Raw genomic sequence first — 26,715 nt, forward strand, 5'->3', positions numbered from 1 at the left:
TGCGTGAATGAAGCAAAAAGCCCCCAGCACCGCACGAGCAGCACTGGGGGGCTTTTTCTAATCCTGCAAATTACTTCTTAGAAAACAACGAGTTAACGAACGTATGCCGGTCAAACAACTGCAAGTCGGTCATCTTCTCCCCTACACCGATATAGCGCACGGGAATATTAAACTGGTCGGAGATACCGATAACCACGCCGCCTTTAGCGGTGCCATCGAGTTTGGTAATGGCCAAAGCCGATACCTCCGTAGCGCGAGTAAATTCTTTCGCCTGCAAAAAAGCGTTCTGACCGGTGCTGCCATCGAGTACTAAAAGCACTTCGTGGGGCGCATCGGGAATCACCTTCTGCATCACGCGCTTGATCTTGCTTAGCTCGTTCATCAGGTTCACCTTGTTGTGCAGGCGCCCGGCCGTATCGATAATCACTACATCGGCTTGCATCTCCACGCCTTTCTGCACCGCATCGTAGGCTACAGAAGCAGGGTCGGTGTTCATGCCATGCGAAATCACGGGTACACCCACACGCTGTCCCCACACAATAAGCTGATCCACGGCGGCGGCACGGAAGGTATCAGCAGCTCCCAACACCACTTTTTTCCCTGCTGAATGAAAGCGATGCGCTAGCTTACCAATAGTTGTGGTTTTGCCTACCCCGTTCACACCTACTACCATAATCACAAAGGGCCCCGAATAAGCACCCATATCAGAACGGTCGAGAACGGCGCTGCCGGAGTTGTTTTCGGAGAGCAACTCGGCAATTTCTTCACGCAGAATACGATCAAGCTCACTGGTACTCACAAACTTGTCGCGAGCCACGCGGTCTTCGATGCGCTTGATAACCTTCACCGTAGTGTCGATGCCTACGTCGGCGTGCACCAGCACACCTTCTAGGTCATCGAGTACTTCCTCGTCTACCTTGCTTTTACCAACAACAGCTTTGCTGAGCTGATCGAAGAAGCTGGTTTTAGACTTTTCCAGCCCTTTGTCCAGCGACTCCTGCTGCTCTTTGCTTTCTTTATCCTTTTTGAAAAAGTCGAAAAGTCCCATGGGTGAGGAAGTAGCGCGAAGCTCCAGCTTCGCGTATCGTTGCATGCAAATAGTTACCACAAGCTAGCTAAACTAATTGGGCAACGACGCACGAAGCTGGAGCTTCGCGCTACAACGCAAAAAAGTCCCACTGCTGGCGGGACTTCTTCACTTACTACAGGAACGCCACAAAGGCGTCAAATTACTTGGTCCCGGAGGCCAAATACTCCTGTACTTTGTCTACGAGCACCATTTCCTCACGGAAGGTGTAAGCGCCAGTTTTTGGCGACTTCACGGCGCGAATGACTTTAGCCCAGTCTTTTCCGCCCGCTACTTTCAGGGTTGCTACTACTTTCTTAGCCATTGCTCAGCTTACTTGATTTCCTTGTGAACGGTCATCTTCTTCAGCACAGAGTTGAATTTCTTCAATTCAATGCGCTCAGGAGTGTTCTTACGATTCTTCGTAGTGATATAGCGCGAGGTGCCTGGCTGGCCCGAGTTCTTGTGCTCGGTGCACTCCAGGATTACCTGCACCCGGTTTCCTTTCTTAGCCATCTCGACTGGGGGTTTTTGGATTAAGGACTGCAAAGGTACGAGCCTTTGCGGAATTACCAAATGGTCAGCACAATGTAAATTCTACTTTTTACTTTGGCTTAAGGCAAATGCACCCTAAACTCCAGCTCAGAGCTACTTCAGCTCCGGAAGCTTAAAGTCATCTAGGGCGCTCGATTTAGCCATAAGTGCTTCAATTTCGGCCACGGTGCGCGGAGCCTCCTTGGATAGGTTTTCCCAGCCTTTGTCCGTTACCAGCACGTCATCTTCAATACGCACCCCGATATTCCACCACTTCTTATCGCAGGGGCTGTTCTCGGGAATGTAAATTCCTGGCTCGACAGTAATGACATTGCCCGCGCGCAGTGGCCCGTAAGTACCACGGTCGTGCACATCAAGGCCAAGGTAGTGCGAAGTGCCGTGCGGGAAGTATTGTCGAGCTTCTTTGGCGTCTTTAATGATGCCCAGTTTGAGCAATCCTTCCGTAACCACCTTCCGGGCCGCTTCGTCAGGTGCTCGAAAAGCGCTGCCGGGCTTGCACTGCTCGAAGCCGGCTTGCTGGGCAGCTAGCACCAACTCGTAAATCTGGCGCTGTTCGGTGGTAAACTTACCCGTGGCAGGAATGGTACGGGTTACGTCAGCGGTGTAGCCGTGATACTCGGCCCCGCAGTCCATCAGCACTAAGTCGTTTCCAAGGCGCGGCTTATCATTGACGGTGTAGTGGAGCACACAAGCATTATTGCCGGCGCCTACAATGCTGGGATAGCCTTCAAATTCGGCCCCATATTTCCGGTATACAAACTCGTGCAGGCCCTGCACTTCCATCTCGGTCATATTCGGCTTCATGGCCTTCATAACCTCTTGCTGGCCAACCGCCGAGATACGAATGGCTTGCCGCAAGTGCTTTATCTCTTCAGAGGTCTTAATCTCCCGCATTTCATCCAACAAAGTCGACAAAGCAGCCCCATCGAAGCGCGACGTGGGCAAGGCCGCAACGGCTTGCTTGCGGGCGTCGTCGGTGCTGGCTTTCAAATAGGCTTGCAGGTAGCGGTCGGAGCCCAGTTGAGGCTGCTCTTGAGTTAAGTTGGTCAGATAGGGAGCTAAGTTGGCGGTACCTGGCGTACCAGAGTACCTGCGGATCATTGCATACGCCTCATTGCGACTCGGATTGTAGTCGGCGGGAAAGTTTGCCCCCTGACGGAAGGTTTGGATGAGGCTGTACACATCGCCGGGGTTGCTGGTATCATCGCGGGCATCCTGGGGCTGATCTAAGAAAAGAACTTGCTCGAAGCTGCTCCAAGGCAATTTGGCAGCAGCAAATTCTTTATTATCAGCTACATATTGCAATTTGAGCTGCTGCTTGGTCCCATCCGTCCCGAGGCGGCGCCCTGTCCACTGTTCGGCCCTGGGGTTGCGAGGCTGCACGTATAGCGCTTCGGTTACGCCACTTTGCCCTCCCACCGTCTGTGGCTCCTTGAAAAGAACCAGCACGGCATCCGGCTCCTCATAGCCAGTGAGGTAGAAAAGGTCCGGGTCCTGATGATACTTAAAGTCCACGTCGTTGGCCCGGTTGCGGACGGGAGACGCAAACAAAACGGCAACGGAGCGAGCTGGCAGCTTTTGTCGCAGCAGCTCTCTCCGTTGCCGGTGAAAGGCGGGGTCCATAAAATCGGCGGGGCGGTCGGGGCCAGCGGCGCGCTGAGCGCTAACCTCTGGTGCAAAACTCGCCAGCAGAGTCGCTACGCAAGCAACACGAACCAGCCGGGGGGCTTTTTTCAGCAAGGATAGGGGCATAATAAAAGAAAGACTGCGGCTAGCGCCCAAACGTTGCGTTTGGGCCGGGTAGTTTACCCGTCGCGTCTTTCGGCTCCTAAAACTGCCGAAAAATCTTTAGTAAACGATGAAGCCTTTTTCCTTGGCCTTCTTCAAGGTGGCCATGATGCCATTCTTGTTGATGGTGCGGATAGTGCTGGTAGCTACTTTCAACGTAACCCAAGCATCTTCCTCGGGAATGTAGAAGCGCTTCTTCTGCAGGTTGGGGTAAAACTTGCGCTTCGTCTTGTTGTTGGCGTGCGACACGTTGTTGCCTACGCGGGTACGCTTGCCGGTTAGATCACAAACTCGGGCCATGATATCAGGAACTTAGAGGTTTCAGTACTGGAAAAAGGGACGCAAATATCGGTAAAAGTCCGACAACGTCAAACTGGCCCACTGAAAAATAGCATGTTAGCTGCCCGTAGCGCCGCTGGGGGGCTTTTTTTTCTCGCGGCCAAAGCTCCACGGGCAGTGTCGACAGCCGCTTTTGCAGCAATAGCCCCGCCGCCGGTGGTATTGCTCGGTGAACACCATATAGCCCTCAGGAGTAAAGTAAAAGTCGCCGGGATGGAGCGGTTGCGGAGTTGCGGGCATGAACTAGTAACAAGATGATGGGCAAAAGTACGACGGTTCGCTTGTTGTATCTTTCCCGCTTCGAACGCCGACGGATAGCGCCGCGGCTCATCTATATAGCTTCTCTCAGTCTGATCTGAGCCTGCTTATGGCCCTTTTTACTCGGCTCACCTCCCGTTTGCCTTACCTAATTCTGGTGGCAGTAACGGTGGCAGCGGTGACACCCTTTCTGCTCCTGAGCTACTATAATCATCCCTTCATGGATGATTATTACAATGCCGCCAATGTGCGCACCACCGGCCTGTGGGCTCAGCAGATAGAGCTGTATCTGCGCTGGACGGGGCGCTTTTCGTCTTCTCTGTTGGTAACGGCGGCCAATCCGCTGGTTTATGGCTGGTACGATGGATTTCGCTGGACCCCGGCCCTCGCCCTGCTCGCTACGCTGGGGACTATTTATTTGGGTTTGCGCACCCTTAGCCAGCGGCAGCTGCCGCGCTTGCAGGCCGCCGTGGCGGCGGGAATTTTTCTGATATTTTACCTGCACATGATTCCTGACCCGTATTCGGCCATCTATTGGTTTACGGGCTCCGTGGTGTACCATCTGGCAGGCCTTACTTTACTGCTCGTGTTCATTGCTTCCGAACGCGCCCGACAGGCTACTAAGGTTAAGAGCCGGCTTGGTTGGCGAGCACTTGCGGTTGGCTGTGCTGTAATATCCGCGGCCGCCAATGAAATGACGCTGCTGCACCTGCTGCTAAGCTTGGCGCTTGTGCTGGGCATCAGCTGGTACCGCGCCCAATGGTCGCAACTGCGCTGGTGGGGTGCATTGCTACTGCTGACACTGGTAGTGGCCGTAATTACGGTAATAGCACCCGGCAACTATGTCCGCATGCAGTTTGAAGGGTATGCGCAGGAGGCGAACGGTGCCAATCTGGTGCAGCAAGTGCTAGCAGCCATACCCGGCACACCCGATGCTATGTTTCGGCTGCTGGTGCGCCGTGGCTTGGCCTTTAAGCTACTGCTGCCGACGGTGCTGGGGCTTTTCGTGGCTTTTTATTGGCAGCGCCGGGGCTGGCTGGGCACTACTATCCGGCTTCCCTGGTATTGGGGGGCTTTTTTTATGCTGATAAGCTACGCGCTGAGTATGCTGCTGTTTATTGGCGTTATGAAGCAAATGCCCCCCGACCGCGCCATCAACGGCCTACTGTTGTTTCTCTTCCCGGCTGGGCTGTTGAGTATCTGGGCTGGTTTAACCTACTACGCCCGCCCTATTCGGTGGCAGCTACCCACTTGGCTATTACGCTGGGGGCCGGTACTATATATTGGTGTTTTCAGTTGGATAGGCATACCGCGCCGGGCCTGGCAAGAGCTGCTTTTCAGCGCACCGTCCTACGACCAACAGCTTCTGGCCCGCGAAGCCCAGTTGCGCGGAGCATGGTCGAAAGGTGTGGAGCACGTTGTGGTAAAGCCGCTTCTAGGTATCAGGCCCTACCGAGTGCTTATTACGGAATGGGAGTTGACCACAGAACCAGGTCACTATATTAATACTGAAACGGCCCTATACTTTGATGTCAAAAGCATCGTCGTTGATAAAGCGCTACTGCCTCAGGCCCACCCCGATTTCCACTATTATTAATGCGGGGGGCTTTTCCTACTTCGGAATGTTTTTCATGTCTTTGAGCGTGCCAGCGCTGGCGAAGTCCATATCCACATCTTCCGGGTTCTGCTTGCCGGCCGCAAACACTGCTTTTCCGTTTAGGTTATCCTACCTGTTACTCTCGCGCAGCCTGGCCAAAAAGCCCCCCAACACCCTTCCCAGCGTTTTTGCGTACTTTCGAAGTAGGAAATTCTTCCGGCTTTATCCCCACTCAGGCTCTAGTTTATGGAAACCACCGCCACCGCCCACCGCAGTCAGGAGTTTATGGACCTCGAAGACCGCTACGGCGCCCACAACTATCACCCCTTGCCAGTGGTGTTGAGCCGGGGCGAGGGCGTGCACCTCTGGGACGTGGAGGGCAAGCAGTACCTCGACTTTTTGTCGGCTTATTCGGCCGTGAATCAGGGTCATTGTCACCCGCGTATTATTGGGGCGATGGTGGAGCAGGCCCAGCGCCTCACGCTAACCTCCCGCGCCTTCTTCAACGATCAGCTTGGCTTGGCCGAAAAGCAGCTGTGCGAGTTATTCAATTATGACAAAGCGCTGCTGATGAACTCCGGCGCCGAAGCTGTGGAAACTGCCCTCAAGCTAGCCCGCAAGTGGGGCTACCAGGAAAAAGGGATTGCCCCCAACCAGGCCCGCATATTGGTGGCTGAGCACAACTTTCACGGCCGCACCACTGGTATTATCTCCTTCAGCACCGACCCCGATAGCACCGGCGGCTTTGGCCCTTATAACCCTGGCTACCAAGTAGTACCCTACGACGACCTAGAGGCGTTGGAAGAAGCCGTAAAGGATCATCAGGTGTGCGCTTTTATGGTAGAGCCTATTCAGGGCGAAGCGGGCGTAGTGGTGCCGTCCGAAGGCTACCTGGCAAAGGCACAGGCGTTGTGCAAAGCGCATAATGTTCTGTTTATTGCCGACGAAATTCAGACCGGCTTGGGCCGGACCGGCGAGTGGTTGGCCAGTTATGCTGACGGTGTGCACGCCGATATTCTGATTCTGGGCAAAGCCTTATCGGGTGGCGCTATGCCGGTGTCGGCGGTGCTGGCGCAGGATGCGGTGATGCTCACGATTCAACCGGGGCAGCACGGCTCTACTTTTGGCGGCAACCCGCTGGCCTGTGCCGTTATGCGGGCTTCTCTGGACGTCATTCGGGATGAAAATCTGGTTGATAATGCCCGCATTCTCGGCGAAATATTCCGCGAGCGGATGCGCAAAGTCCAGCAAAAGCGCCCCGATGTAGTAGAACTGGTGCGGGGCAAAGGCCTACTCAACGCCGTAATTATTCGGCCCACCGACGATGGCCGCACCGCCTGGGATGTGTGCGTGACGCTGATGGAGCGCGGTGTGCTAGCCAAGCCCACCCACGGCGATATCATCCGATTTGCCCCCCGCTGGTTATTACCGAAGAGCAGCTGCACGAAGCCTGCGACATCATCGAATCGGTGCTATTGGCTTTCTAAATCCTGTTTTCTGCTCTCACTAAGCGGATTTCTCCACGCCGGGAAGTCCGCTAATTTTTTTTGATTTTCAACCCATGAGTTTAATACGTTGGCGCCTCTGGGGGGCCTTTTTATTGGTAACGTTTGTCGGTTGCCGAGGCCAGCAAGCAGCCTTCACCTTTCAACCGCCCAAAACTAAGCCCTTGGCATACACCAGCGTACTAGCAGACAGTACTTCCGTGGCGACGGCTGCGGTCAGCAAAACTCGCGCATTTTATGCGCTGGACGTTGTGGCTACTTCTCCCTCAAGCCAGAATAAGCAGGTAATGCCCAGCTCACTTAAGCCCAAAAGTCTGGCGCAAAGGGGGCTACCGGTTGTGCAATTCAAGAAGACTCCTTCGGCTGCATTGGCAAACCATACTACAACTGACCGAAAACTTTTAAACCTTGCGCTGGGTGGGCTGCTGGTAGTGGGCGGGGTAGTAGTAGGTTTAGTGCTGGGCGGCTGGCTGGGCTTGGGCATTGGGGCGCTGATTGTGTTGCTGGGCTATTATTTCCTGATCTTGGGAATGGGTGGCCCGCACGCCTGGACCGAAATCTTTCAGGAGTTTTTTAATCTTTAAACCGGGAAGCTTTTTAACTCCGCCAGTGGCAACAAGGCTCACAGGGATTGGGGCGCTACGGTAACCTTACCTTTGCACCCGTTGTTCTACCTCGTCTTATTACTGAAAAACAACCTATGGCGCTTATCCCCACGCACCGCCCCCGGCGCAACCGCAAGTCTGAAGTCATTCGCAATATGGTGCAGGAAACCAACCTCACCACCCACGATTTTATCTATCCTATTTTCCTCACCGAAGGCCAGAATCAGTTGGTGGAAGTGAAGTCGATGCCGGGTATTTTCCGCTACTCCGCCGACCGTATCATCGATGAAATTGGCGCCTGTGTAGAGCTTGGCATCAAATCATTTGCTCCATTTCCGCAGATTAACGAGGAGCTGAAAGACCGCCTGGCCCGCGAAAGCGCCAACCCCGAGGGCTTGTACTTGCGCACGGTAGCAGACATCAAGCGCCATTTCCCAGAGGTCGTGCTCATGACCGACGTAGCCATGGACCCTTACAGCTCCGATGGCCACGATGGTATTGTAGATGCCGAAAGCGGTGAGATAATGAACGATGCGTCGTTGGAAGTACTCGGCCAAATGGCTCTGGCCCAGGCCCGTGCCGGCGCCGACATTATCGGCCCTTCTGATATGATGGATGGCCGCGTGGCTTTCATTCGCGATGTGCTCGACCGCAACGCTTTCTCCCACGTGAGCATTATGAGTTATACCGCCAAGTACGCCTCGGCTTTCTACGGTCCATTCCGCGACGCGCTGGGTTCGGCGCCCAAAAAAGGCGACAAGAAAACCTACCAAATGAACCCCGCCAACCGCCGCGAAGCGCTACGCGAACTAGCCCTCGATGAGCAGGAAGGCGCCGACATGGTGATGATTAAGCCCGCGCTGAGCTACCTCGACATCATCCGGGAAGTGCGCAATGCGACTACTTTGCCCGTCACCGCCTACAACGTATCGGGGGAGTACGCGATGGTGAAAGCGGCGGCCCAAAACGGCTGGGTAGATGGCGAGCGTACCATGATGGAAGTGCTGCTCAGCATCAAGCGCGCAGGCGCCGACGCCATCCTGACTTATTTCGCCAAGGAGGCGGCGCAGGTGCTCCGGCGCGGCTAAGGCAAATGAATCCAAAAAAGCCCCCCAGAATAATCTGGGGGCTTTTTTATGAATGTATAGTCAGCGCTAAACTTCCTTAAGACATTCACCATGTTTTGAGAAGGTTAGCCTTTTATTTCTCAAAAGGCCATCTTTCCAACTTACGGCTCCAGAGCAGAAACACGACTACACCCGCCCCAATTACCGTCAGGCCCGAAAGCATAAAGGCGGGGCCGGTGCTCCAGAAAATCAGCAGCCACACCGCTACCGCTATGATAACGGGCAGGGGATATAATGGCATTCGGAAAGGCAAACCAGTGGTGCCGCGGCGGCGGCGGAGTACCACTAAGCCAACTGCCTGCCCTACAAACTGAATTAGAATGCGCATGGCCAGAATGGCCGTAATCACCTCACCCAGCCGAAACAGTAGGCTAAACACGAAGCCTACGCCCCCGAGTATGAGCAAGGAAACGTGCGGAAACTGCTTGGTAGGATGCACTTTGGCAAATACCGGCAGAAACTCACCATCGGCGGCGGCGGCGTACGGGATGCGCGAGTAGCCCAGCAGCACGGCAAACAGCGACGCAAACGCCACCCACAGCACCAACGCCGTAGCCAGCTTGGCAGCCGTGCTGCCATATATTGTCTCGACGAAGGTGCTCACGATGAACTCGGAGTGCTGGGCCTGCTGCCACGGAATGACGGTGCCTACGCTCCAATTTAGCAGCAAGTACAACGCCGCGATTCCGAGAATACTAAGGAAGATACTGCGCGGAATAACGCGCTCCGGATTACGAATTTCGCCCCCCAAGTGGCACACATTGTAGTAGCCCAAGTAGCTATAGATGGTTTTGACGGCGGCCTGCCCCAAAGCTACCGAAAACAGCAGCCCCGGCACGTCCGAAATGCCCCCCACGGGCAGCCAGGCCACTTCGTGAGTTGAGTGCGTGATGCCTCCAAAAATCAGCCAACCCATAAGACACAATACGCCCACCCACAGTAGCACCCCCAGGCGCCCAATATCATCGATACGGCGATAGAGCAACGCAATAAGCAGCAGCACCACCACGCCACTCACCAGCTTAGGCTGCCACCACTCGGTAAGCGGCACCAGATAGCCAAAGTATTGAGCGAAGCCAATGGCTCCCGACGCCACCACCAACGGCGCCTGCACCAGGGTTTGCCACACATACAGAAACGACATCAGCCGGCCCCACTTAGCTTCGCCATAGGCTAGCTTGAGAAAGCGGTAGCTGCCGCCGGCCTCAGGGTAGGCCGCCCCCAGCTCGGCCCACACCATACCATCGACGACCGCCAAAGCCGCGCCCACCATCCAGGCCAGCAGGAAGTAGGGGCCCATCAGGTGCATGACCAGCGGCAGCACCACAAACGGCCCAATGCCCACCATATCAATCATGTTCAGGGCGGTGGCTTGCACCAGCCCTAAGTCGCGGCGAAGAGTAGGCGGCTTTGCTGAGTCGAGTTGAGGCATAGGTCGGAAGGAGACAGTCGGGGGCAGAGATGAGGTAGACGGCGCCCTAAAAGTCGGAGAAAAGCAGAATGTTCAGCTAGTAGTTGAGCTAGCTACGGTTTCAGGCGTCTGGGGGGCTTTTTTTGGCTGTCGAATGGCTTACTGGTGGCCTACGTGTTGGCGGCTAGAAACGCTGCCGCTTCGTGTTTCTACTAACCTCTGTGCTGTAGTCTGCGTAGCTGTGAACTTCTTTGTCTTTCCTTCCTTATGGGCAACAACTCCGAATCAAAAACCGCCATTTACGGGGCTATTGGTGCCAACATTGCTATTGCCATCTCCAAATTCGTAGCCGCCTACTTCACGGGCAGTTCAGCGATGCTGTCAGAAGGGATTCACTCGTTGGTTGACAGCGGCAACGGCGGCTTGATATTATTGGGAGTAAACCGGGCGCAGAAGCCAGCCGATGCCCGCTATCCATTCGGGCGCTCCAAAGAGCTTTACTTCTGGTCGCTTATCGTGGCGGTGCTTGTGTTTGCCGTTGGCGGCGGCATGTCTTTTTATGAGGGCATTTCCCACATGCAACATCCCTCACCCCTCACCGATCCCACCTGGAACTACGTGGTGCTGGGCTTAGCCATCGTTTTTGAGTCCACCTCCTGTTATTTAGCCCTCAAAGCTTTCAATCGGGAGCGAGGCAATGCGCCATTCTGGAGCAGTATAGTCCGCAGCAAAGACCCCTCAGTATTTGCCATTCTGATGGAAGATATGGCGGCTTTGCTGGGTTTAGCCATTGCCCTGTTTGGCGTGTACTTTGGCCATTCGCTCAACAATCCTTACCTGGATGGAGCCGCCTCTATTCTGATCGGTATTATGCTGGTTGGAGTCGCCATCTTTTTGATTTACAAGACCAAAGGTTTGCTTGTAGGGGAGGGCGTAGACGACGAGACGATTGCAACACTGGAAAAGCTTGCTTGTGCAGACGACACTGTTCGGCAGGTTCGCCGGCCGCTGACCCTGCACTTGGGCCCGCGCGACGTAGTGCTGGCCCTCGACATTGATTTTCATGATAACCTTTCGGCTGGGGAAGTAGAGCAGGCTATTGTGCGCCTACAGAGTGCTATTAAAGCCCAGCATCCTGAGTTCAAGCGCATTTTTATCGAAGCCAAATCTATCACAGAGGTTGCGCACAAAACATCCGTTTAGGCAGTGGCCTGAGCTACCAAAAGCCCCCCGCCTGCCCGCAACTTCCTTACGACGACACATCCATGTACCACGTTTATGATAAAGCCCCCCAGAACCCTTTTCAGTCGTTCTGGATGGGTGGCTACGAATGTACTGATCAGCTTAATGCTTTTGGCCACCGGGTTGATTTTCTGCATCTTACCGGTCACTTTCAGAAGCTAGACGCCGATTATCAGGCACTGCATCCCTTCGGTATTCGCACAGTGCGGGAAGGCATCCGCTGGAGCCAAGTGGAGCGTACACCCTACCACTACGACTGGAGCACGGTAGCGTCGATGCTGGCTACCGGGCAGCGCCACGGTATCCAACAGGTATGGGACCTCTGCCACTTCGGATACCCCGACGACCTGACGCCACTGCACCCGATGTTCGCCCGGCGCTTTGCCGCCCTGTGCCGCGCCTTCGTGGAGTTTTACCGTAGCCAGCGCCCCGACGACGTTCTCATCGTGACGCCCATCAACGAGGTCAGCTTTATGTCGTGGCTGGGGGGCGATGTGCGCGGCACTTCTCCTTACTGCGTGGGCCAGGGTTGGGAAGTAAAGCGCGGGCTGATGCGGGCCTACATCGAAGGTACGGCGGCTCTACGTGAGATGGATCCTGGCATTCGTATACTCACCACAGAGCCGCTCATCAACATTGTGCCCCGCATTGGCGCCAGTCGGACCGAGCGCAACCGGACTACTGAGTTCACTATCAATCAGTTTCAATCGGTAGATATGCTGGCGGGCAGATTGTGCCCCGAACTCGGCGGCTCCCCCGATTTTCTGGATATTCTGGGCTTCAACTTCTACTACGACAACCAGTGGCAGCTAGAGCCGCGCCAAACGCTGGGCTGGGCCGATTCGCCGCTTGATCCGCGCTGGAAGCCGCTGAGTGCGCTGTTGCAAATGGCTTACAAACGCTACCAGCGCCCGGTAGTACTCACCGAAACCAGTCATCCGGGTATTGATCGGCCACTTTGGATGCAGCACATCGCCCGGGAGTGTGCCATTGCGCTGCAGCAGGGGGTTCCTCTGTGGGGCGTTTGCCTCTACCCTATCATCGACCGGCCCGACTGGGATTTTCAGGATAACTGGCACCAATCTGGCCTGTGGGATGCGGAGTTAGTGCCGGATGGACCACCCACACGAGTTCTTTACGAGCCATACGCAGAGGAGCTACTGCGGGCGCAGGCCTATATAGAGCAGGTGCTCACTTCGGCTACCGACACTCAATCAGTGCAGAGAAAGGCAACTTCCACCATGTAATAATCAGGCGCTTAGCCACGCTTTGTTATTGATTCTCTAGCAGGCTGCTGATATGCTGATTAGCAATGCCCGCTATCAGATTGGCATCTTTACAGATAAGCTTCCGCTGAATAACAGCCGTAATGGTTTCCAGATCTTCCTGATTCTTCAGCCGATCCGTCAGGGCCATAATGCGGTGTAGCGGATCGGCGCTGGCCGCATAGATAGTGTTCCACAAGCCCGCCAGTGCCAGGCTCGCTGGCCCTAATACCCGACGCACGTCGAGGAGCCGGCTTACCAAGGCCGACATATTGCTCAGCACATCGCGCTCGGTGGGGGAAAACGTGCGCGGCCGCCGGCCGACCACACACAAGTTGCCTAGGTTATCGCCGTGGGTGCCTTTTAGGGAGGTGGCGGCGTAAAACCGGAAGTTGAGGGCGCGTGTCACAAAAGGATTTGCCAGTTCCAGCGGCTTGGGGGCCATTTCTTCGAGCAACGCGGTTTCGCTCCGTCGTATGGCCACGGTGCCGAAATCCTCTTCTCCGCTAGTATCCCAGCCAAATGCCTCATAAGTAGCCGCTTGCTCCTCCGTTTCGGCCGCGGCAAACGACACCAGCACTATTGGCACATCAAACAGAGCGGCCGTCAGACAAATCAAATCATCGAGTAAGTTCTCAGGTAGCGTACGAAGAATCGTATAGCGGCCCAGAATCCGCATCCGGTTCAATTCCCCAGATGAGGTAAGCAACTGTTCCTTATTTTTCATCTACCTGATTTATAACGATAAAGGGGCCTATAGCATTTTAAAAATCTGGAAATACCCCTTTACGTTTATGTCTGATTTTTAATTAGTTTCCGGCTACATTTTTTGTGACTTTTTTTAAGTCAGCCTAGCAGCCAGCATTCTTATATACCTTCAACTATCAGTTGGCTTTGCTTATAAACGGCAGTAGCTGCCGGTAAATTACGTTGTGCTGCCAATACAGTTGTAACACCATCGGAATGTGCTTTTTATCTGGCAGCACCGTGAACTGCGGCCGCACGCCTAGCTCCACCAACCGGCTCCGAAACTTCTGGCTACTACTGGCAATGGAAGGATACGTTTTGCCCCCCACGAACGTAAGAAAAGGCGGACTGGCGGCCGTGAGGTGATACAGCGCCGATACGGCCTTCCAGCCCTGCGGGTCGCGGCCAAAGGCGGTGAGGTACTGCTCGTCGCCGGCATACTGCTTCTTGAGGAGATAGTCGTACATGTCGAGGCCGGCGGGGTCGTCGAGGATGACGCCGCGCACGGGATTTTGGGCTACTCCCAGCCGGGTGAAGTACTGGTTATCAGTCGCAATCAGCGCCGCTAAGCTTGCCCCAGCCGAGTGCCCCATCAGAAAAATACGCTGGGGGTCGCCGCCATACTCGGCAATGTGCTGCTGGGTCCAGCGCACGGCGCGGGCACAGTCGTCGGCCATAGCAGGCACCTGCACTTCGGGCGAGAGTCGGTAGTTGATAATGACCGCCACTACGCCCTGCTTAGCCAGCCGCCGCCCAATGAAGGTATAGATGCTTTTGCTGCCACTGTCCCAGTTGCCACCGTGAATAAAGAGCACAACTGGCTGGCTGTCAGCCGCTTTGCGCCGCGGGGCATATACATCGAGGCGGTGGCGCTCGGTGCTGAAGCTGGCCTCGGTGGCAGCTACGTAGGCAATATCCTGGGTGCGGCGGCTGGGCCGGGCCACCGCATATTCGTTGGCCCCGACTATTACAAGTAGCAACACAAGCAACGCTGACAGCACTAATACACGAGAAACACGCATCGAAAGGGAATAGATAGTGGGCGCTTCCACACTGGAATTGCCTCCGGATTAGCCCGCATATACTCGTGGATTTGCTTACTGGTTTGCCAGCCTGTAGCGAGCCACTAAAAAAGCCCCCCAGTTAGCCTCCTGCCTTAATCGGTGTGTACTCGCCGCCCATTTGTGCCTTCCATCAGCTACAGCGTCCCCCATAGACTATCCTTGGGCTGAGGGCGTTATATTTGTACGAGAGCCCGACCGGCATTTTGATGCTGGGGGGCAATTTTTAGCATTTTCTTTCTACCTGTTGCATGAAAAATATTCTGGTACTGGCGGCGCTGCTGCTGGCTTTTGGTGCCACGCCTACGTTGGCACAGCGCAAAAATAAAAAGGAAAAAGCGGCGGCGGCTACCGCTCCTGTCAGCAAGGCCAATCGCTTGTTGCCATTATTTGGCGGCATCAGCACGGCTCAGGCCGAGCAGGTAGTTGGCCCAAATTTCCTGGCTGATATCGACCGCAATTTCCCTTCGCGGGCCGAGGCTAGCAAGTTTTTTTCCACCAAAGGCTTTGAGTACTTAACTGAAAACCAGCCCGACACGGCTATGTACCGCTTCAATCTGGCGTGGCTGCTCGATCAGAAAAACGCTGATGCCTACCGTGGCTTGGGCGTAGTAACCAGCCGCAACCCCACGCCCGACGAGTCGATCAAGCTACTCTCGCAAGCCTTAGCCGTTAACCCAGCCGATGGGAATACGCTCAGCGACCTGGGCGCTAGCTACCTGATTCGTTTCGAGCAATCCAAAAAGAAAAAGGACCTGACCACTGGCATGGAATACCTGCAAAAGGCCATTGCCGCCGACCCAAACAATGCGGTGGCGTGGCAGCAGATGGCGCGAGGCTATTATTTCCAGGAAGACTACACCAAGGCCTGGGAGGCGGTTCATAAGGGCCAAGGCCTGAATATGGTCGGCTTCGACTTCGGCTTTATTGGCGAGCTGTTGGCCAAGCAACCCGATCCCACAGGCAAGTTCAAATAAAGCTGGAGGCAACAACGTTAGGCAACGAACTGGTAGTTAATCGCGTAAGTCGCGGCTACTTTCAACTAAGTTTTTGCCTGTGAAACCTCGTTTGCTTCTTCTCAGCTCCTTGCTGTTCTGGTCTTTAGCCTCTTCCTACATTGCTGCCGCCCAAGGTCCCGGCCAGCGGCGGCGCTATTTTAGCAGCCAAGCCCGCCCCTACTATCGGGGGCCATTTCGCGTGACGGTGGGCGGGGGCGTGGCCCTCTACACCGGCGACTTGGGCAAATGGTCGCAGAACCTGCCGGGCCCCAGCATAAGCGTGGGCGGGCTGTATCTGCTGCGGCCTCGCCTGTTGGTGGGTGGCGAAGTAGGTTACTTCCAAATAGGCGCTACCGACCAGCTGCCGGAGCGTAATCTGGCTTTCCGGGGCCGCAATGGGTCACTGACCACCTTCTTGCGCTATGAGCTGTTCGGCGATGAGTCGCAGTTCGCTTCGCCTCGCGGGCCGGCAGCCATTCTGAAGCCGTACGTGAAGGCCGGCATTGGCCTAGCCATGTATGATCCGAAGACTTACATAGGCACCGGGCGGCCCGTGAACAACCAAGTGTATTTGGCACCCGAAAGCACTGGCTATCCAAACGTAGCCGTGATTGCGCCAGTAGGTGGCGGCCTTACTTTCCGCCTTTCCCGCGACTTCAGCGCGACGGCCGAAGCGGCTTACAACTTCACCAGCACCGATAAGCTGGACGATGTCAGCCTGCGCGGCAACACCAAGAAGAACGATGGCTACGGTACTGTGGAGCTAAAAATTGAATACTCCATTAAGTAAGCTCACCTTAAAAAAGCCCCCAGAATAAAGAAAGTCGGTCGTGCGACCGACTTTCTTTATTCTGGGGGCTTTTTCGGCCCTTGTTATCAGCTTATTGCTTCACGAAACGCTGGCGGAAGGTTTTCTGCCCGTCGCTTACGCTGAGCATATACATCCCTTTAGCAAGTTGCGTCACGTTTAGCTCGCCGTTGCTCGTCAGCTGGGGGGCTTTTATGGTCCGGCCCTGCATATCCGCTACCTGCGCTGATACGGCGGAGGCATTGTTGGGCAACGTTACGCGCAGCACATCGGTAGCCGGGTTTGGATACACGCCAACCTCAGTGCCTACCAAATTGTCGCTGCCAAGCGTAGCGTTGCTGCTCGTGTTGCTTACGGCTACTACGTTGCTGGTGAGGGCGGCACCGCCCGTCACGTTGATGGTGTAGTCTTCTACTTCGCCGTAAGTAAAGCTGCTGCAACTGGTTTGGGCCGCGTCGCTCAGCGAAACACGCATGCGGGTGCTGCCGCTTCGGGCCGTGGTGGGCACCGTGAAGGTAGCGCTGAGAGTGGCTGCGCTGGCGGACGTACCACTTACTACTGTTTCGCCGGCGTCCACAAAGTCACCGTCCTTGTTCCAGTCGATGTACACTTTCCAGTATTCGGTGTAGGCCGTGGAGGAGAAGGCGGCGCTAAAGCTAATGGTCTGTGAAGATCCTGCTGCTACGCTGGTGCTCATGGCCGTGCCGTTATAATAGCCACCTACTTCCTTGGCGGAAGTACGATTGATAGTACCCAAGCTCACCAGATCAATCCACTCATACGTGTTATTGGTGCCTTTAGAAGCGCAATACGTTACGCCCGTGGGTGGAGGTGGAGTGGTGCCGCCGCTATATGCCGCGCCCACACCTACTGCATACCAGGCATTTGTAGTGGCAATTACCTGAGCCGAGCCTGCGCCATATAAGTCGGTGGCCGACTGAATGGAATAAGTGCGAGCCGCCGCGTAGTTGCTTGAGGCCGTGAGGTATACACTCTCCGTACGGTAGGCGATTTTAGCCGCCGCGTCAATGCCGATACCCGTTACGCTGAAGCTGCTGCCGATGTCATTGGTGCCGCTGCCACCCACGGCCAACCGATAAAACCAGTGGTTGAGCACGCCGCTGTTGGTATGCACGCCGCCGTTGTCGCCGCTGCCGGCGTACCAGTTGGTGCCTTTATACGTATCGGGCTGGCCTTCGGCGTTGGGGTTGCTCATCGAGCGCAACGAAGGCCGTACTTTATCAATGTCTTCACCAATCAACCAGGTAGCTTTATTGGGGTCTTTGTAATACTCCACAGCTGCTCCCCAGATATCGGAGAAGCCTTCGTTCAGCGCCCCCGACTCATACGAATAGGTAAGATTGGCAGTGCTGGAACACACAGCGTGGCCGATTTCGTGGGCCGCTACGTCGAGCGAGGTCAGCGGATCGAAGCGCGTGTAGCCGTCGCCGTAGGTCATTACAGAGCCATTCCAGTAGGCATTCTCGTAGCCTTTGCCGTCACCGGGCGTGTCGTCGAAGTGAACGTAGCTCTTGATTTTGGCGCCCGCGTTATTATAGCTGTTGCGGGCGTGCACGTTCTTGAAGTAGTCGTACGTGCTTTGGGCGCCGTAGTGCGCGTCGAGGGCGGCGTTGTCCAAATTAGCGTTGGCATACTCCGTCCAGCTGTTATCGGCGTCGGTGAAATCGACGGCAGTGGTGTAGCTGTTGCCCTTCCGGCAGTTAAAGGTTTCGATGCCCGAGCCGCGCGTAAGCTCACGCAGGCGGTAGCTGCCGTTAATGCTTTCCGTAGCGCTGGTTTTGGTGCCGCTGTAGCGGGTGGCAAAGGTGCCCGTGGCCGCCGCGTGCTTGATGATGGCATCCTTGGCTACAATGTCACCGGTTTGCGCATCTACATAAATATAGGCCCGGCTTACCGGCTGCTGCGAATAGATATTAAACTTCCAGGCCAACGTAGGCTGCTCAAACTCGGGGCTTCCGGGTTCCGCTTGGGTATTGGCCACAATCACCAATTCGCCCTCTGGCTTGTAGCTGGCGCGCGGGTTATTTTCCTGCTCTTTCAGGGTAGCCTCTTCGCCAGCATCTTCCCACATGTATTTTTTGCCCCCCACGAAGCGGAGAGCGCGTTGCAATGCGGCGTTCTCATTTATAGTTGGCGCCGTCTTTACATTTTGCACCCGCTCAAAGTTGCCCGTCATGGTTTCAACCGTGCCTTGGCGGGCGTGTACAGTGTATTCGGCGTGCTCTACCTTAATGCCTTTGTAATACTGGTTAAACTTTTCGTGCACAAAACCTTCTGGGTCCGCTTCGATTTTGGCACTCTGGAACTGGTCGTCGGCCGTCAGTTCGAGTTGTTCAGCTAACGCCTTTCGGGCTTCGCTCATCTGGTACGATTTGCCCTCCAGACGGAATTGGATAAGCGTAGGCATGCCTTTTTCGCCTACTTCTTTGTGTTTTACGCGCGTCAAATCCTGACCTTGTGCGTAAGCGGAAGAAATACCACCCAGCAAAAGCAGGGTGGCAACAGAGTACTTGTTAACCATTAATGAGGAGGTTTGGTGATGGAAAAGGGAACGGAGTACAGCCGACTGCAATCGACTTATGCCTCAAATTACGATTTTGCCCACTCCTTCACCACCCAACAACCCCCAAAATGTGACGTGGCTATATAGAAAACAGAAAGTGTCTTTTATGCTTAAAGAATCCTCTCTGCGGGCATTTGGAAACTAAAACCGCTCGCTTTCAGCCTAAAAAATCCCTCATTTGTGACTTTTGAGCTATTCGTCTCCCGTCCTGTAATCTTCCTATAATCAAAATGCCAGCCTCGAATCCTTCTACTTTCCCCAACCGTTGGCAGCTAACGGGTCAGGTTGCCCTCGTTACGGGTGCCTCAAAAGGCATCGGCGCGGCCGCGGCAGAGGAGCTGCTGAGCTTTGGCGCTACAGTTGTAGCCGTAGCCCGCAACCCAACAGATTTGAACGCTCAGGTAGCGCAGTGGCGCGCCCGCGGTCTCGACGCGCACGCCATACCGGCCGATGTCAGCAGCGCTGTCGGACGGGCGGCGCTCTTGGCTGAAGTAAGTCAGCGGTGGCCGCAGATGCATATTCTGGTGAACAACGTGGGCACCAACATCCGCAAGCGCACGGCCGAGTACACACCCGAAGAGTACCAACACATCATGGCTACCAACCTCGAATCGGTGTTTGGAATGTGCCAGGGAGCTTTTCCGCTGCTGCAAGCCGCCGGCCGAGCCAGTATAGTGAACGTATCGTCGGTGGCAGGACTGATACACCTGCGCACGGGCTCCATTTACGGCATGACCAAAGCGGCCATCCTTCAGCTCACCCGCAACCTAGCCGTTGAATGGGCCGCCGACGGTATTCGGGTGAATGCCATTGCTCCCTGGTACATCCGTACGCCTCTGGTAGCCGGGGTTCTCAGCGACGACGAATTCTTGCAGCAGGTACTGTCTCGCACCCCGATGAAGCGCATTGGCGAGCCAGAGGAAGTAGGAGCGGCCGTGGCCTTTCTGTGTTTGCCCGCCGCCAGCTACATCACTGGCCAATGTCTGAGCGTGGATGGCGGCTTTGCCGTGAATGGGTTTAGCTTTTAAAACCTGCGTGTAGCCAGAAAGGCCAGCGGAGCAGTCGCTTTACTACCCAACTGGCCTTTCTGGTTACTTGCAAGTATGAGTTTCTTACAGGAGCGCTTGCAAGGCCTCTTCATAACGCTGGGGGGCTTTTTGGTCTGCGTCGAGGTATAGGAAGGGCTCAATAAGCTCTAGCTCCATAAGCAGAAAGTTGCCTTCTACCTCTACCCCATCGACGCGGGCGTACAGGCAGCCCTGGGCAAACCGAGTCACAATATCATCGGCAGTGCGCAGCAAATGGGCAGGTGCCTGACGTGGCTCTACTCCACCACCAAGATAATGCTGCACCCGAAAGTCGCCTTGTTTGGGCGTTTTGAGCACGCAATGGCTGAATTTGCCCCCCAGATAGATAAATGACCATTCACCTTCGGTCTGAATCTGGGGCAGGAATGGCTGAGCCAGAAAATCTTCCTCGGCCAGTAGTAGATCCAGTTCCGCAGTGCGGGTAGCGGCATCGGTCGGCAGCAGAGAGAAGGTGTTTTTGGCCCCGCCGCTGATGGCAGGCTTTACAATAAGCTGGTTGGTTTGTAGCTCCGCAAACAAGACATCGGGTACGAAGCGGGAGCCGCGGGGTAGCCAGTGCGTGGGCACAATGCGCACGCCAGCGGCCTGCATATCGAGCAAGTACTTTTTATCGGAATTCCAGCGCACCGTAGCCACCGGATTGAGCACACGTACCGCGAGGCGCTCCAAGGTGTCGAGCCATGCGTAAAACTCAGCTATGCGGTCAAAGTAATCCCAAGGCGATTTTAACAACACCACCTCGTAGCTGGGCCAGTCAACAGCCAAGTCACTCCAGATTTCAGTCGTTATGCGGTGGCCGCAGCTTTGTAAGTAGCTGGTAAGCAGGGCATCTTCCTGCTCTACCCCGGCCCCGGTGTATTTGCCTACGGGCTCGTAGGTTACTAAAGCGATATTCAATGGTCTAGAAACTTGGGTTTTTAACTTATTCAAAATCAAATATTCCTCTTGTCATCCTGAGGCACGAAGGACCTTGTGCCAATTGCACGAGTCGTTCATCGGGGAGAAGGTCCTTCGTGCCTCAGGATGACAAAGAGGATGGGGCTCTACTTTTTCATTGTCAGGTAATCGGCGGCCAGTATAGCGAGGGTTTTCACGCCCAGCGTAAAGCCGCTTTCGTCGAGGCGGAAGCCGGGCGTGTGGTGGGGTGCGGTAGTGGCCGGATCGGTGCCCTTGCTCATGCCGCCAACGAAGACGAACACGCCGGGCACTTTCTCCTGAAAATAAGCAAAGTCCTCGGCGCCGGTTACGGCTTTTTGCAGCACCACTTTATCTGCCGCGCCGGCCGCCGTGCGTAGCGTGGGTACCATACGCTCGGTGAGGCGCGGGTCGTTGTAAGTCACAGGTGCATAGTTCACAATATCGACCTCCGCCGTTGCGCCAGTGCTTTCGGCAATGTTGGTGGCCGTGCGGCGGATGTCCGCCCAGATCTTGGTTTGCATCTCCTTACTCAGCGTCCGGATGGTGCCGGTCAGCTCCACTTGCTCCGGGATGATATTGTTGCGCACGCCACCGTGCACCATGCCCACCGTAATGACGGCCGCATCCTCCGTCAGCTCCGTTTGGCGACTGATGATGGTTTGTAGGCCGGTAATAATCTGGGCCGAGGTTACCACCGGGTCTACGCTCAGCCACGGGTAAGCGCCGTGGGCCGACTTGCCTTTTACTTTAATTGTGAACACGTCGGAGCTGGCCATGGTACCGGCCGGCCGATACTTGAGCGTACCTACCTCGGTTTGGGCGTTGATGTGCACCCCAAAGATGGCATCCACTTTAGGGTTGTCGAGCACACCTTCCTTCACCATCAGCTTGGCACCACCTTCCTCACCGGGCAAAGAGCCTTCTTCCGCGGGCTGAAAGATGAACTTTACCGTGCCTGGCAGATCCTTTTTCACCTGCGTGAGCACCTCAGCAGCGCCCAGCAGCATAGCCACGTGCGAGTCGTGGCCGCAGGCGTGCATCACGCCTACCTGCTGGCCGTTGTAGGTAGCGGTAGCTTTAGAGCGGAAAGTCAGCTCGTTGCTTTCGGTTACGGGCAGGCCGTCCATGTCGGCGCGTAGGGCCACCACGGGGCCGGGCTTACCACCGCGCAAAATGCCCACGACGCCCGTACGGGCCACGCCTGTTTGCACTTCCAGGCCCAGTTTTTTGAGGTGGGCGGCTACAATCTCGGCGGTGCGCTTCTCCTGGTTGCCCAGTTCGGGGTGTTCGTGGAAGTCGCGGCGCCAGGCGATTACCTGGGCTTCCTGCTGCTGGGCCAGTTTGGCAATGCGAGCGTCGAGGGCAGCATTCTGGGCCGAAACCGGCACGATTCCAGCGCTGGTCAGCAGAGCAACGACCGTAAGCGCGGAGTATATAGATTTCATAAGAGTAGGTGTTGGCGAACGAATGGACACACAAGGTACAAACCGAACGCAACACCCGGCAGCCCGCCTAAGTTGGTGCGCGCCTATCTTTATCAATCTGATGCCTGCCTCTTTTTCTCTTCGGCTTCTCCGCATTTCCGGCCCAGCGGGGCGGCGCGTCCTGCTGCTGTTGCTGGCTTTTCACCTCCTGCTACTGACACCTGCGCTGGCTCAACTGTCCCCCAGTGGTCTCGTGCCCTTCCGTCGCGGCAGCCTCTGGGGCTACGCCGACCAGCAGCGCCGTTTGGTGCTGCCCCTAGGCTACGACGATGCCGGACCCTTCATCGACGACATTGCCTGGGTGCGCCGGAGGGCAAATTTTGGCTACATCAGCCCCGATGGCAACCCGCTCACGCCCTTGCACTTCACCCGCGCCGAAAACTTCTTTCAGGGCCGCGCTACCGTTGAGCTAAACGGCGAGACTTATCAGATAGACCGAACCGGCAACCGCCTCAGTATGGCTCCTGATTCCACCCCCGAAACCGATTTTATGGAGCAGGGCGACTTGGTGCGCCGCAACGGCAAAGTCGGCTTCCGCTTCACCGTCGGTCACGCCGTAGTTCCCGCCGAGTATGATGAAATCCGAGACAGCTACAACGGCTTGCTTTTCGTGCGGCGGGGGGCAAATTGGGGTGTCATCAACCAAAAAGGCAAGTTGGTGTTGCCCCTGGAATACGACGCCATTCGGGCCACGCCCGCCAACGGCTACGCCTTCCCCATCGTTGAGCAAGCCGGCCGCTTCGGCTACCTCGATGCCGATGGCAAGCTGCTGGTGAAGCCTCGGTATCGTGAGGCGCAGCCCTTCGTGGCCGGCACCGCGCGGGTGCTGACGGAAGATGGGCAGGCGGGCTATATTAATACGCGGGGCAGGGAGTTTTTTGAGGAGTAAAATCTGTGAGTCGCTCGGCGGGGGGCTTTTTTCAGGCTTTTCTACTAAATTATCGAGCAAGTCTCAACCCCATAAGGCTCTTTTTGTGCTCACCCTGCCCATTCTCAACGTCCGGATTCAACCTTGCGGAGTAGGCGAGCAACACCTGTCACCCCAGGCGCAGGGTCACCACTGCGCCCTCTGTGACCGGCTTGTGCAGGACTTCACCCGTAGCACTCAAACCGACTTGGAGCAGGCGCGGGCGGCTTCGCCGGATGGTCGGGTGTGCGGCCGGTTCACCTTTGAGCAGTTAGTGCCTTCGATGCGGATGCGGCCTAAGCTGCGGCGGTTTTTAGTGGCGCTGATGCTGGTGTGCGGATTGGGGCTGACGAGGCATGAAGCATTGGCACAAGTGCAGAAGGCCGCACACCAGTGTAGCCAGCACTCAGATCCTGTGCTGAAGTTTGAAACAGTGGAAGATCTAAGTCCAGTAGCTCTTCTTTCGAATCAGGAGCAACTATTAGCTCCTATAGGCTCTTTGCCGAAACCTAAGTTGATGCTTGGCATGATAACCGAGGTAATGCCCGTTTATAAGAATGGCGGTTCGGATGGGCTAAGAAGATTTATCCAAGAGAATCTAAAATATCCTATCAAATCAATGCCAGTTGGAAAAGTGTTTGTCAACTTTATCGTAACAAAAACGGGCCAGGTCAAAGACTTTCGTATAGTAAAAAGTCTGGAGCCAGCAGCTGATTTGGAGGTACTACGCGTAATGCAGTTAATGGGACCCTGGAAACCGGGCTATCAACTAGACCGGGCAGTCGATGTAAGTTATACCATGCCCATCACGTTCGCTCGAGAATAATTCTCTCACTATTTGCCCCTTATGGTGAAGGACAGAACGACTACTAGGTATTCTTGCCTTGATCCTTCCCAAAAAATTCGCACCTTATAAGCCGATAGTTCTAACCCCACCTCTCCCGGCTTATGATCTTTACGCCCAGTCCTATGCTGCTCAAGCTGCTCTATACCCGTGGCAGCCTGCGCAACACGCCTAATGGCGTGGCTTTCAGCATCAAGAACCGTCTCGACACCGTCCGCTTCACCCGCCTCGACTATGTGCAGATCGATGGGGAGCGAATCACCCCCGATCATATTGCCCTGGACCTGGGCGACGGCGACATTCGCCCCGCACCCGATGTGCTGAGCCGCACCCCCGGCGGCCTGGAGTTTTTGGTGGGTCACAGCATCACATTTTACCTCACCACTGCTGCTCTTACCGAAGGCCTGCACGGCGTACAGGTGCAGTTTGCGGCCGATCCGTTTGGCGATCTGCATGTGGAGGTAGAGGACAGTATTGTCAATCAGTCGACTAACCGTACGCGCATTCCGCGCCAAGATGCCGACGACTACGCCGAGTCGGCCATTCAGGAGCGACAGCGCTTTGCGCAGGAATACACTGGCCAGGAATTCGAGCATCTGAAAAACTACTCCTTCGACCCTCACATGCTCCAGGGCAACTGCGAGCATTTTGTGGGCGTAGCCCAGATTCCGCTAGGCTTGGCCGGCCCACTAACTGTGCACGGCGAGCATGCCCAGGGTGACTTCCTCATTCCGATGGCAACTACGGAAGGCACGCTGGTAGCCAGCTACAACCGCGGTATTCAGGTGCTCAACCTGTGCGGGGGGGTGAAGTGCACTGTCATTGGCGACGCCATGCAGCGAGCTCCCGTGTTCGTGTTCGACGATGCCCGCGGCGCCCGCGACTTTTCCAAGTGGGTAGAAGCCGAGATCGACTCTATTCGGCAGGAGGCCGAAAGCACTTCACGCGTAGCTAAGCTCCAGTATATCGATACGTATCTAGCCACCAAATTTGCTTACTTGCGCTTCAACTACAGCACCGGCGACGCGGCCGGGCAAAATATGGTGGGGCGCGCCACCTTCGCCGCCTGTTCCTGGATTCTGGAAAACTATAAGGGCCCTGGCATCCGTCATTTCTACCTCGAATCGAACTTCGCCACCGACAAAAAAGCCTCCCAAATCAACGTGATGCGCACGCGTGGCAAGCGCGTAGTGGCCGAGGCCGTCGTGAAGCGCGACATCCTGCAGCAACGCATGCGCGTGACGCCCGAGCAACTAGCTTATCATGGGCAAGTAAGCAATGTAGGAGCCTTTATTTCGGGCGCCAACAACAACGGCGCGCACTCAGCCAACGGCATTACCGCCCTATTCATTGCTACTGGCCAAGACGTAGCTAACGTGTCGGAATCATCGGCGGGCGTGCTGTATTCGGAGGTAACGAAGGAGGGCGACTTGTATTTGAACATCACAATTCCGTCGCTCATCGTGGCAACGCATGGTGGCGGCACCGGTCTGGCCACTCAGAATGAATGCCTGCGAATGCTAGGATGCGTGGGCCGGGGCACTGTGAATAAGTTTGCCGAAATCGTGGCCGGCGTGGTACTGGCGGGCGAACTAAGCCTGGGTGCTGCCATTTCGAGCAGCGACTGGGTCAGCAGCCACGAGCAGTACGGCCGCAATCGATAAGAGCAGAGCCCCAGGCCAGCTAGCACAGTCGCTTCAGAGACACTGGTATTTAGTTAACAGATTGATAGCTACTCCATCCGAAAATGAAAAGAATAAGCTTACTGGTATTATTGAATGTGGCGTTGGTTAGCCTGAGCATGGCTCAGAATCAAAACATTACAATGAGCGAAGTAGGGCGACTAACAGGTGGATCTTACACACCATTTGAATACAAGCGCCTCGTAGATCAGACGAAACTCACGCCCGAACAAGCGTATTACACGCCTGACTGGAAAGCTGGTACGCTGCTGTTTACCAACGAACAGGCGCTGGCCGTACCAGCCATGCGCTTCAATATGGCCATGCGCCTTGTAGAGGTACAGGACCCAACTGCCGAAGGCGGTATTCGGATAATTCCCGCTGCCAGTATCCGAGGATTTATTCTGGGGCCCGCCGGCAAAAACGGGCAGGCTTTTGAAGTTCAGTCGTATCGGTCGGCCAGCTACAGCGGCAAAAACTTTTTTGAATCGCTCAACCAAGGCCCTGTGCGCTTATTCTTGCTGCACGAAGTGGTAGAGCGTCCAGCCGCCCGCAACGAGGCCCTTGGCGTTGAAACACGCGCTGCACAATATCTGCGCAGTACGCAGCCGTACGTTTTGCGCGCAGGTCAGGAGCGAGTTGAGCCCTTAAGCCTGACCAAGAAAGCTGTGCTGCGGCTGTTCAATGAAAAAGCCCCCCAGATAGAAGCATACGCTAGTCAGAACAATCTAAGCTATGAACAGCTGCCCAACGTAGTAAGAATGATGGAACACTACCAGAGCTTAATCAAATAACAGTCAAATAGTTATCTTTCGTATAGCTTCCGCATAGTAAAG

The 26,715-nt window shown here is 55.5% G+C and carries 24 protein-coding genes and 1 pseudogene; 13 read left to right on the top strand and 12 right to left on the bottom strand.

Features of this window, described 5'->3' with window-relative positions:
• Window positions 1–70: 70 nt before the first annotated feature.
• The 6 genes from ftsY to G7064_RS10575 all read right to left on the bottom strand — a co-directional run bounded on the left by ftsY (window position 71) and on the right by G7064_RS10575 (window position 3,988).
• Window positions 71–1,048 (bottom strand): signal recognition particle-docking protein FtsY, encoded by a 978-nt coding sequence (gene ftsY / locus G7064_RS10550; RefSeq protein ID WP_166075099.1) that lies wholly within the window; start codon window positions 1,046–1,048, stop codon window positions 71–73.
• A gap of 181 nt (window positions 1,049–1,229) precedes the next feature.
• Window positions 1,230–1,391, bottom strand: a complete 162-nt coding sequence (locus tag G7064_RS10555) for a DUF4295 domain-containing protein (RefSeq protein WP_133271382.1) — start codon at window positions 1,389–1,391, stop codon at window positions 1,230–1,232.
• Between the two features lie 8 nt (window positions 1,392–1,399).
• Window positions 1,400–1,582 (bottom strand): 50S ribosomal protein L33, encoded by a 183-nt coding sequence (gene rpmG / locus G7064_RS10560; RefSeq protein WP_044510387.1) that lies wholly within the window; start codon window positions 1,580–1,582, stop codon window positions 1,400–1,402.
• A gap of 132 nt (window positions 1,583–1,714) precedes the next feature.
• Window positions 1,715–3,373: an aminopeptidase P family protein gene (locus G7064_RS10565; protein WP_166073543.1), complete on the bottom strand. Its 1,659-nt coding sequence runs from the start codon at window positions 3,371–3,373 to the stop codon at window positions 1,715–1,717.
• A 96-nt stretch (window positions 3,374–3,469) separates the two neighbouring features.
• The gene (gene rpmB, locus G7064_RS10570; RefSeq protein WP_133271380.1) at window positions 3,470–3,709 is read right to left on the bottom strand and encodes a 50S ribosomal protein L28; all 240 of its coding nucleotides are present in this window, start codon (window positions 3,707–3,709) and stop codon (window positions 3,470–3,472) included.
• Between the two features lie 96 nt (window positions 3,710–3,805).
• Window positions 3,806–3,988 carry a DUF5522 domain-containing protein gene (locus G7064_RS10575; RefSeq protein ID WP_166073544.1) on the bottom strand — a complete coding sequence of 61 codons (183 nt, stop codon included), beginning with the start codon at window positions 3,986–3,988 and terminating at the stop codon, window positions 3,806–3,808.
• Window positions 3,989–4,115: 127 nt separating this feature from the next.
• Here G7064_RS10575 and G7064_RS10580 point away from each other — a divergent pair, with 127 nt between their 5' ends.
• The 4 genes and pseudogenes from G7064_RS10580 (at window position 4,116) to hemB (ending at window position 8,801) form a co-directional block, all read left to right on the top strand.
• Window positions 4,116–5,603, top strand: coding sequence for a DUF6056 family protein (locus tag G7064_RS10580; protein WP_166073546.1), 1,488 nt, complete (start codon window positions 4,116–4,118; stop codon window positions 5,601–5,603).
• Between the two features lie 246 nt (window positions 5,604–5,849).
• Window positions 5,850–7,090 (top strand): annotated as a pseudogene (gene rocD, locus G7064_RS10585) (ornithine--oxo-acid transaminase).
• 74 nt (window positions 7,091–7,164) lie between these two features.
• Entirely contained in the window at window positions 7,165–7,692 is a 528-nt protein-coding gene (locus tag G7064_RS10590) for a hypothetical protein (protein ID WP_166073547.1), read from the top strand.
• Between the two features lie 116 nt (window positions 7,693–7,808).
• Window positions 7,809–8,801, top strand: a complete 993-nt coding sequence (hemB, locus tag G7064_RS10595) for a porphobilinogen synthase (RefSeq protein ID WP_166073548.1) — start codon at window positions 7,809–7,811, stop codon at window positions 8,799–8,801.
• A gap of 112 nt (window positions 8,802–8,913) precedes the next feature.
• Here the strand turns inward: hemB and G7064_RS10600 are convergent, their stop codons facing one another.
• Window positions 8,914–10,272, bottom strand: coding sequence for an APC family permease (locus G7064_RS10600; RefSeq protein WP_166073549.1), 1,359 nt, complete (start codon window positions 10,270–10,272; stop codon window positions 8,914–8,916).
• Between the two features lie 246 nt (window positions 10,273–10,518).
• On the opposite strand from G7064_RS10600, the gene G7064_RS10605 reads away from it, so the two are divergent.
• Entirely contained in the window at window positions 10,519–11,454 is a 936-nt protein-coding gene (locus G7064_RS10605) for a cation diffusion facilitator family transporter (protein WP_166073550.1), read from the top strand.
• A gap of 62 nt (window positions 11,455–11,516) precedes the next feature.
• On the top strand, window positions 11,517–12,740 hold the full coding sequence (locus G7064_RS10610) for an amine oxidase (RefSeq protein ID WP_166073551.1): 1,224 nt from the start codon (window positions 11,517–11,519) through the stop codon (window positions 12,738–12,740).
• A 25-nt stretch (window positions 12,741–12,765) separates the two neighbouring features.
• On the opposite strand, the gene G7064_RS10615 is transcribed toward G7064_RS10610, so the two are convergent.
• Window positions 12,766–13,485 carry a hypothetical protein gene (locus G7064_RS10615; RefSeq protein ID WP_133271371.1) on the bottom strand — a complete coding sequence of 240 codons (720 nt, stop codon included), beginning with the start codon at window positions 13,483–13,485 and terminating at the stop codon, window positions 12,766–12,768.
• Between the two features lie 157 nt (window positions 13,486–13,642).
• Window positions 13,643–14,527 (bottom strand): alpha/beta hydrolase, encoded by an 885-nt coding sequence (locus tag G7064_RS10620; protein ID WP_166073552.1) that lies wholly within the window; start codon window positions 14,525–14,527, stop codon window positions 13,643–13,645.
• 290 nt (window positions 14,528–14,817) lie between these two features.
• On the opposite strand from G7064_RS10620, the gene G7064_RS10625 reads away from it, so the two are divergent.
• Window positions 14,818–15,543 carry a tetratricopeptide repeat protein gene (locus G7064_RS10625; RefSeq protein ID WP_166073553.1) on the top strand — a complete coding sequence of 242 codons (726 nt, stop codon included), beginning with the start codon at window positions 14,818–14,820 and terminating at the stop codon, window positions 15,541–15,543.
• Between the two features lie 79 nt (window positions 15,544–15,622).
• Complete coding sequence (locus G7064_RS10630; RefSeq protein WP_166073554.1) at window positions 15,623–16,354, top strand: hypothetical protein; 732 nt, start codon at window positions 15,623–15,625, stop codon at window positions 16,352–16,354.
• A gap of 91 nt (window positions 16,355–16,445) precedes the next feature.
• Here the strand turns inward: G7064_RS10630 and G7064_RS10635 are convergent, their stop codons facing one another.
• Window positions 16,446–18,914 carry a M4 family metallopeptidase gene (locus G7064_RS10635; RefSeq protein WP_166073555.1) on the bottom strand — a complete coding sequence of 823 codons (2,469 nt, stop codon included), beginning with the start codon at window positions 18,912–18,914 and terminating at the stop codon, window positions 16,446–16,448.
• Between the two features lie 272 nt (window positions 18,915–19,186).
• Between G7064_RS10635 and G7064_RS10640 the strand changes: the two genes are divergently transcribed.
• Window positions 19,187–19,984 (top strand): SDR family oxidoreductase, encoded by a 798-nt coding sequence (locus G7064_RS10640; RefSeq protein WP_166073556.1) that lies wholly within the window; start codon window positions 19,187–19,189, stop codon window positions 19,982–19,984.
• Window positions 19,985–20,068: 84 nt separating this feature from the next.
• On the opposite strand, the gene G7064_RS10645 is transcribed toward G7064_RS10640, so the two are convergent.
• Window positions 20,069–20,941, bottom strand: a complete 873-nt coding sequence (locus G7064_RS10645; RefSeq protein WP_166073557.1) for a RimK family alpha-L-glutamate ligase — start codon at window positions 20,939–20,941, stop codon at window positions 20,069–20,071.
• A 146-nt stretch (window positions 20,942–21,087) separates the two neighbouring features.
• The gene (locus G7064_RS10650) at window positions 21,088–22,407 is read right to left on the bottom strand and encodes an amidohydrolase (protein ID WP_166073558.1); all 1,320 of its coding nucleotides are present in this window, start codon (window positions 22,405–22,407) and stop codon (window positions 21,088–21,090) included.
• A 100-nt stretch (window positions 22,408–22,507) separates the two neighbouring features.
• Here G7064_RS10650 and G7064_RS10655 point away from each other — a divergent pair, with 100 nt between their 5' ends.
• From G7064_RS10655 to G7064_RS10670, 4 genes are all read left to right on the top strand, one after another.
• Window positions 22,508–23,335 carry a WG repeat-containing protein gene (locus G7064_RS10655; protein WP_166073559.1) on the top strand — a complete coding sequence of 276 codons (828 nt, stop codon included), beginning with the start codon at window positions 22,508–22,510 and terminating at the stop codon, window positions 23,333–23,335.
• An 85-nt stretch (window positions 23,336–23,420) separates the two neighbouring features.
• Window positions 23,421–24,179 (top strand): energy transducer TonB, encoded by a 759-nt coding sequence (locus G7064_RS10660; protein WP_166073560.1) that lies wholly within the window; start codon window positions 23,421–23,423, stop codon window positions 24,177–24,179.
• A gap of 122 nt (window positions 24,180–24,301) precedes the next feature.
• Window positions 24,302–25,861 (top strand): hydroxymethylglutaryl-CoA reductase, encoded by a 1,560-nt coding sequence (locus G7064_RS10665; protein WP_205711109.1) that lies wholly within the window; start codon window positions 24,302–24,304, stop codon window positions 25,859–25,861.
• Between the two features lie 83 nt (window positions 25,862–25,944).
• The gene (locus G7064_RS10670; RefSeq protein ID WP_166073561.1) at window positions 25,945–26,673 is read left to right on the top strand and encodes a hypothetical protein; all 729 of its coding nucleotides are present in this window, start codon (window positions 25,945–25,947) and stop codon (window positions 26,671–26,673) included.
• Window positions 26,674–26,715: the final 42 nt, after the last annotated feature.

This window comes from Hymenobacter sp. HDW8 (assembly GCF_011305775.1).
Taxonomy (GTDB): domain Bacteria; phylum Bacteroidota; class Bacteroidia; order Cytophagales; family Hymenobacteraceae; genus Hymenobacter; species Hymenobacter radiodurans.

Bases quoted from the DNA above. Each gene is read 5' to 3' on its own strand.
- G7064_RS10600 (WP_166073549.1), bottom strand. From the start codon at position 10,272: ATGCCTCAACTCGACTCAGCAAAGCCGCCTACTCTTCGCCGCGACTTA.
- G7064_RS10610 (WP_166073551.1), top strand. From the start codon at position 11,517: ATGTACCACGTTTATGATAAAGCCCCCCAGAACCCTTTTCAGTCGTTC.
- G7064_RS10565 (WP_166073543.1), bottom strand. From the start codon at position 3,373: ATGCCCCTATCCTTGCTGAAAAAAGCCCCCCGGCTGGTTCGTGTTGCT.
- G7064_RS10575 (WP_166073544.1), bottom strand. From the start codon at position 3,988: ATGCCCGCAACTCCGCAACCGCTCCATCCCGGCGACTTTTACTTTACT.
- G7064_RS10555 (WP_133271382.1), bottom strand. From the start codon at position 1,391: ATGGCTAAGAAAGTAGTAGCAACCCTGAAAGTAGCGGGCGGAAAAGAC.
- rpmB (WP_133271380.1), bottom strand. From the start codon at position 3,709: ATGGCCCGAGTTTGTGATCTAACCGGCAAGCGTACCCGCGTAGGCAAC.
- G7064_RS10640 (WP_166073556.1), top strand. From the start codon at position 19,187: ATGCCAGCCTCGAATCCTTCTACTTTCCCCAACCGTTGGCAGCTAACG.
- G7064_RS10580 (WP_166073546.1), top strand. From the start codon at position 4,116: ATGGCCCTTTTTACTCGGCTCACCTCCCGTTTGCCTTACCTAATTCTG.
- G7064_RS10590 (WP_166073547.1), top strand. From the start codon at position 7,165: ATGAGTTTAATACGTTGGCGCCTCTGGGGGGCCTTTTTATTGGTAACG.
- G7064_RS10655 (WP_166073559.1), top strand. From the start codon at position 22,508: ATGCCTGCCTCTTTTTCTCTTCGGCTTCTCCGCATTTCCGGCCCAGCG.
- G7064_RS10605 (WP_166073550.1), top strand. From the start codon at position 10,519: ATGGGCAACAACTCCGAATCAAAAACCGCCATTTACGGGGCTATTGGT.
- G7064_RS10635 (WP_166073555.1), bottom strand. From the start codon at position 18,914: ATGGTTAACAAGTACTCTGTTGCCACCCTGCTTTTGCTGGGTGGTATT.
- G7064_RS10650 (WP_166073558.1), bottom strand. From the start codon at position 22,407: ATGAAATCTATATACTCCGCGCTTACGGTCGTTGCTCTGCTGACCAGC.
- G7064_RS10615 (WP_133271371.1), bottom strand. From the start codon at position 13,485: ATGAAAAATAAGGAACAGTTGCTTACCTCATCTGGGGAATTGAACCGG.
- rpmG (WP_044510387.1), bottom strand. From the start codon at position 1,582: ATGGCTAAGAAAGGAAACCGGGTGCAGGTAATCCTGGAGTGCACCGAG.
- G7064_RS10670 (WP_166073561.1), top strand. From the start codon at position 25,945: ATGAAAAGAATAAGCTTACTGGTATTATTGAATGTGGCGTTGGTTAGC.
- G7064_RS10625 (WP_166073553.1), top strand. From the start codon at position 14,818: ATGAAAAATATTCTGGTACTGGCGGCGCTGCTGCTGGCTTTTGGTGCC.
- ftsY (WP_166075099.1), bottom strand. From the start codon at position 1,048: ATGGGACTTTTCGACTTTTTCAAAAAGGATAAAGAAAGCAAAGAGCAG.
- hemB (WP_166073548.1), top strand. From the start codon at position 7,809: ATGGCGCTTATCCCCACGCACCGCCCCCGGCGCAACCGCAAGTCTGAA.
- G7064_RS10620 (WP_166073552.1), bottom strand. From the start codon at position 14,527: ATGCGTGTTTCTCGTGTATTAGTGCTGTCAGCGTTGCTTGTGTTGCTA.
- G7064_RS10665 (WP_205711109.1), top strand. From the start codon at position 24,302: ATGATCTTTACGCCCAGTCCTATGCTGCTCAAGCTGCTCTATACCCGT.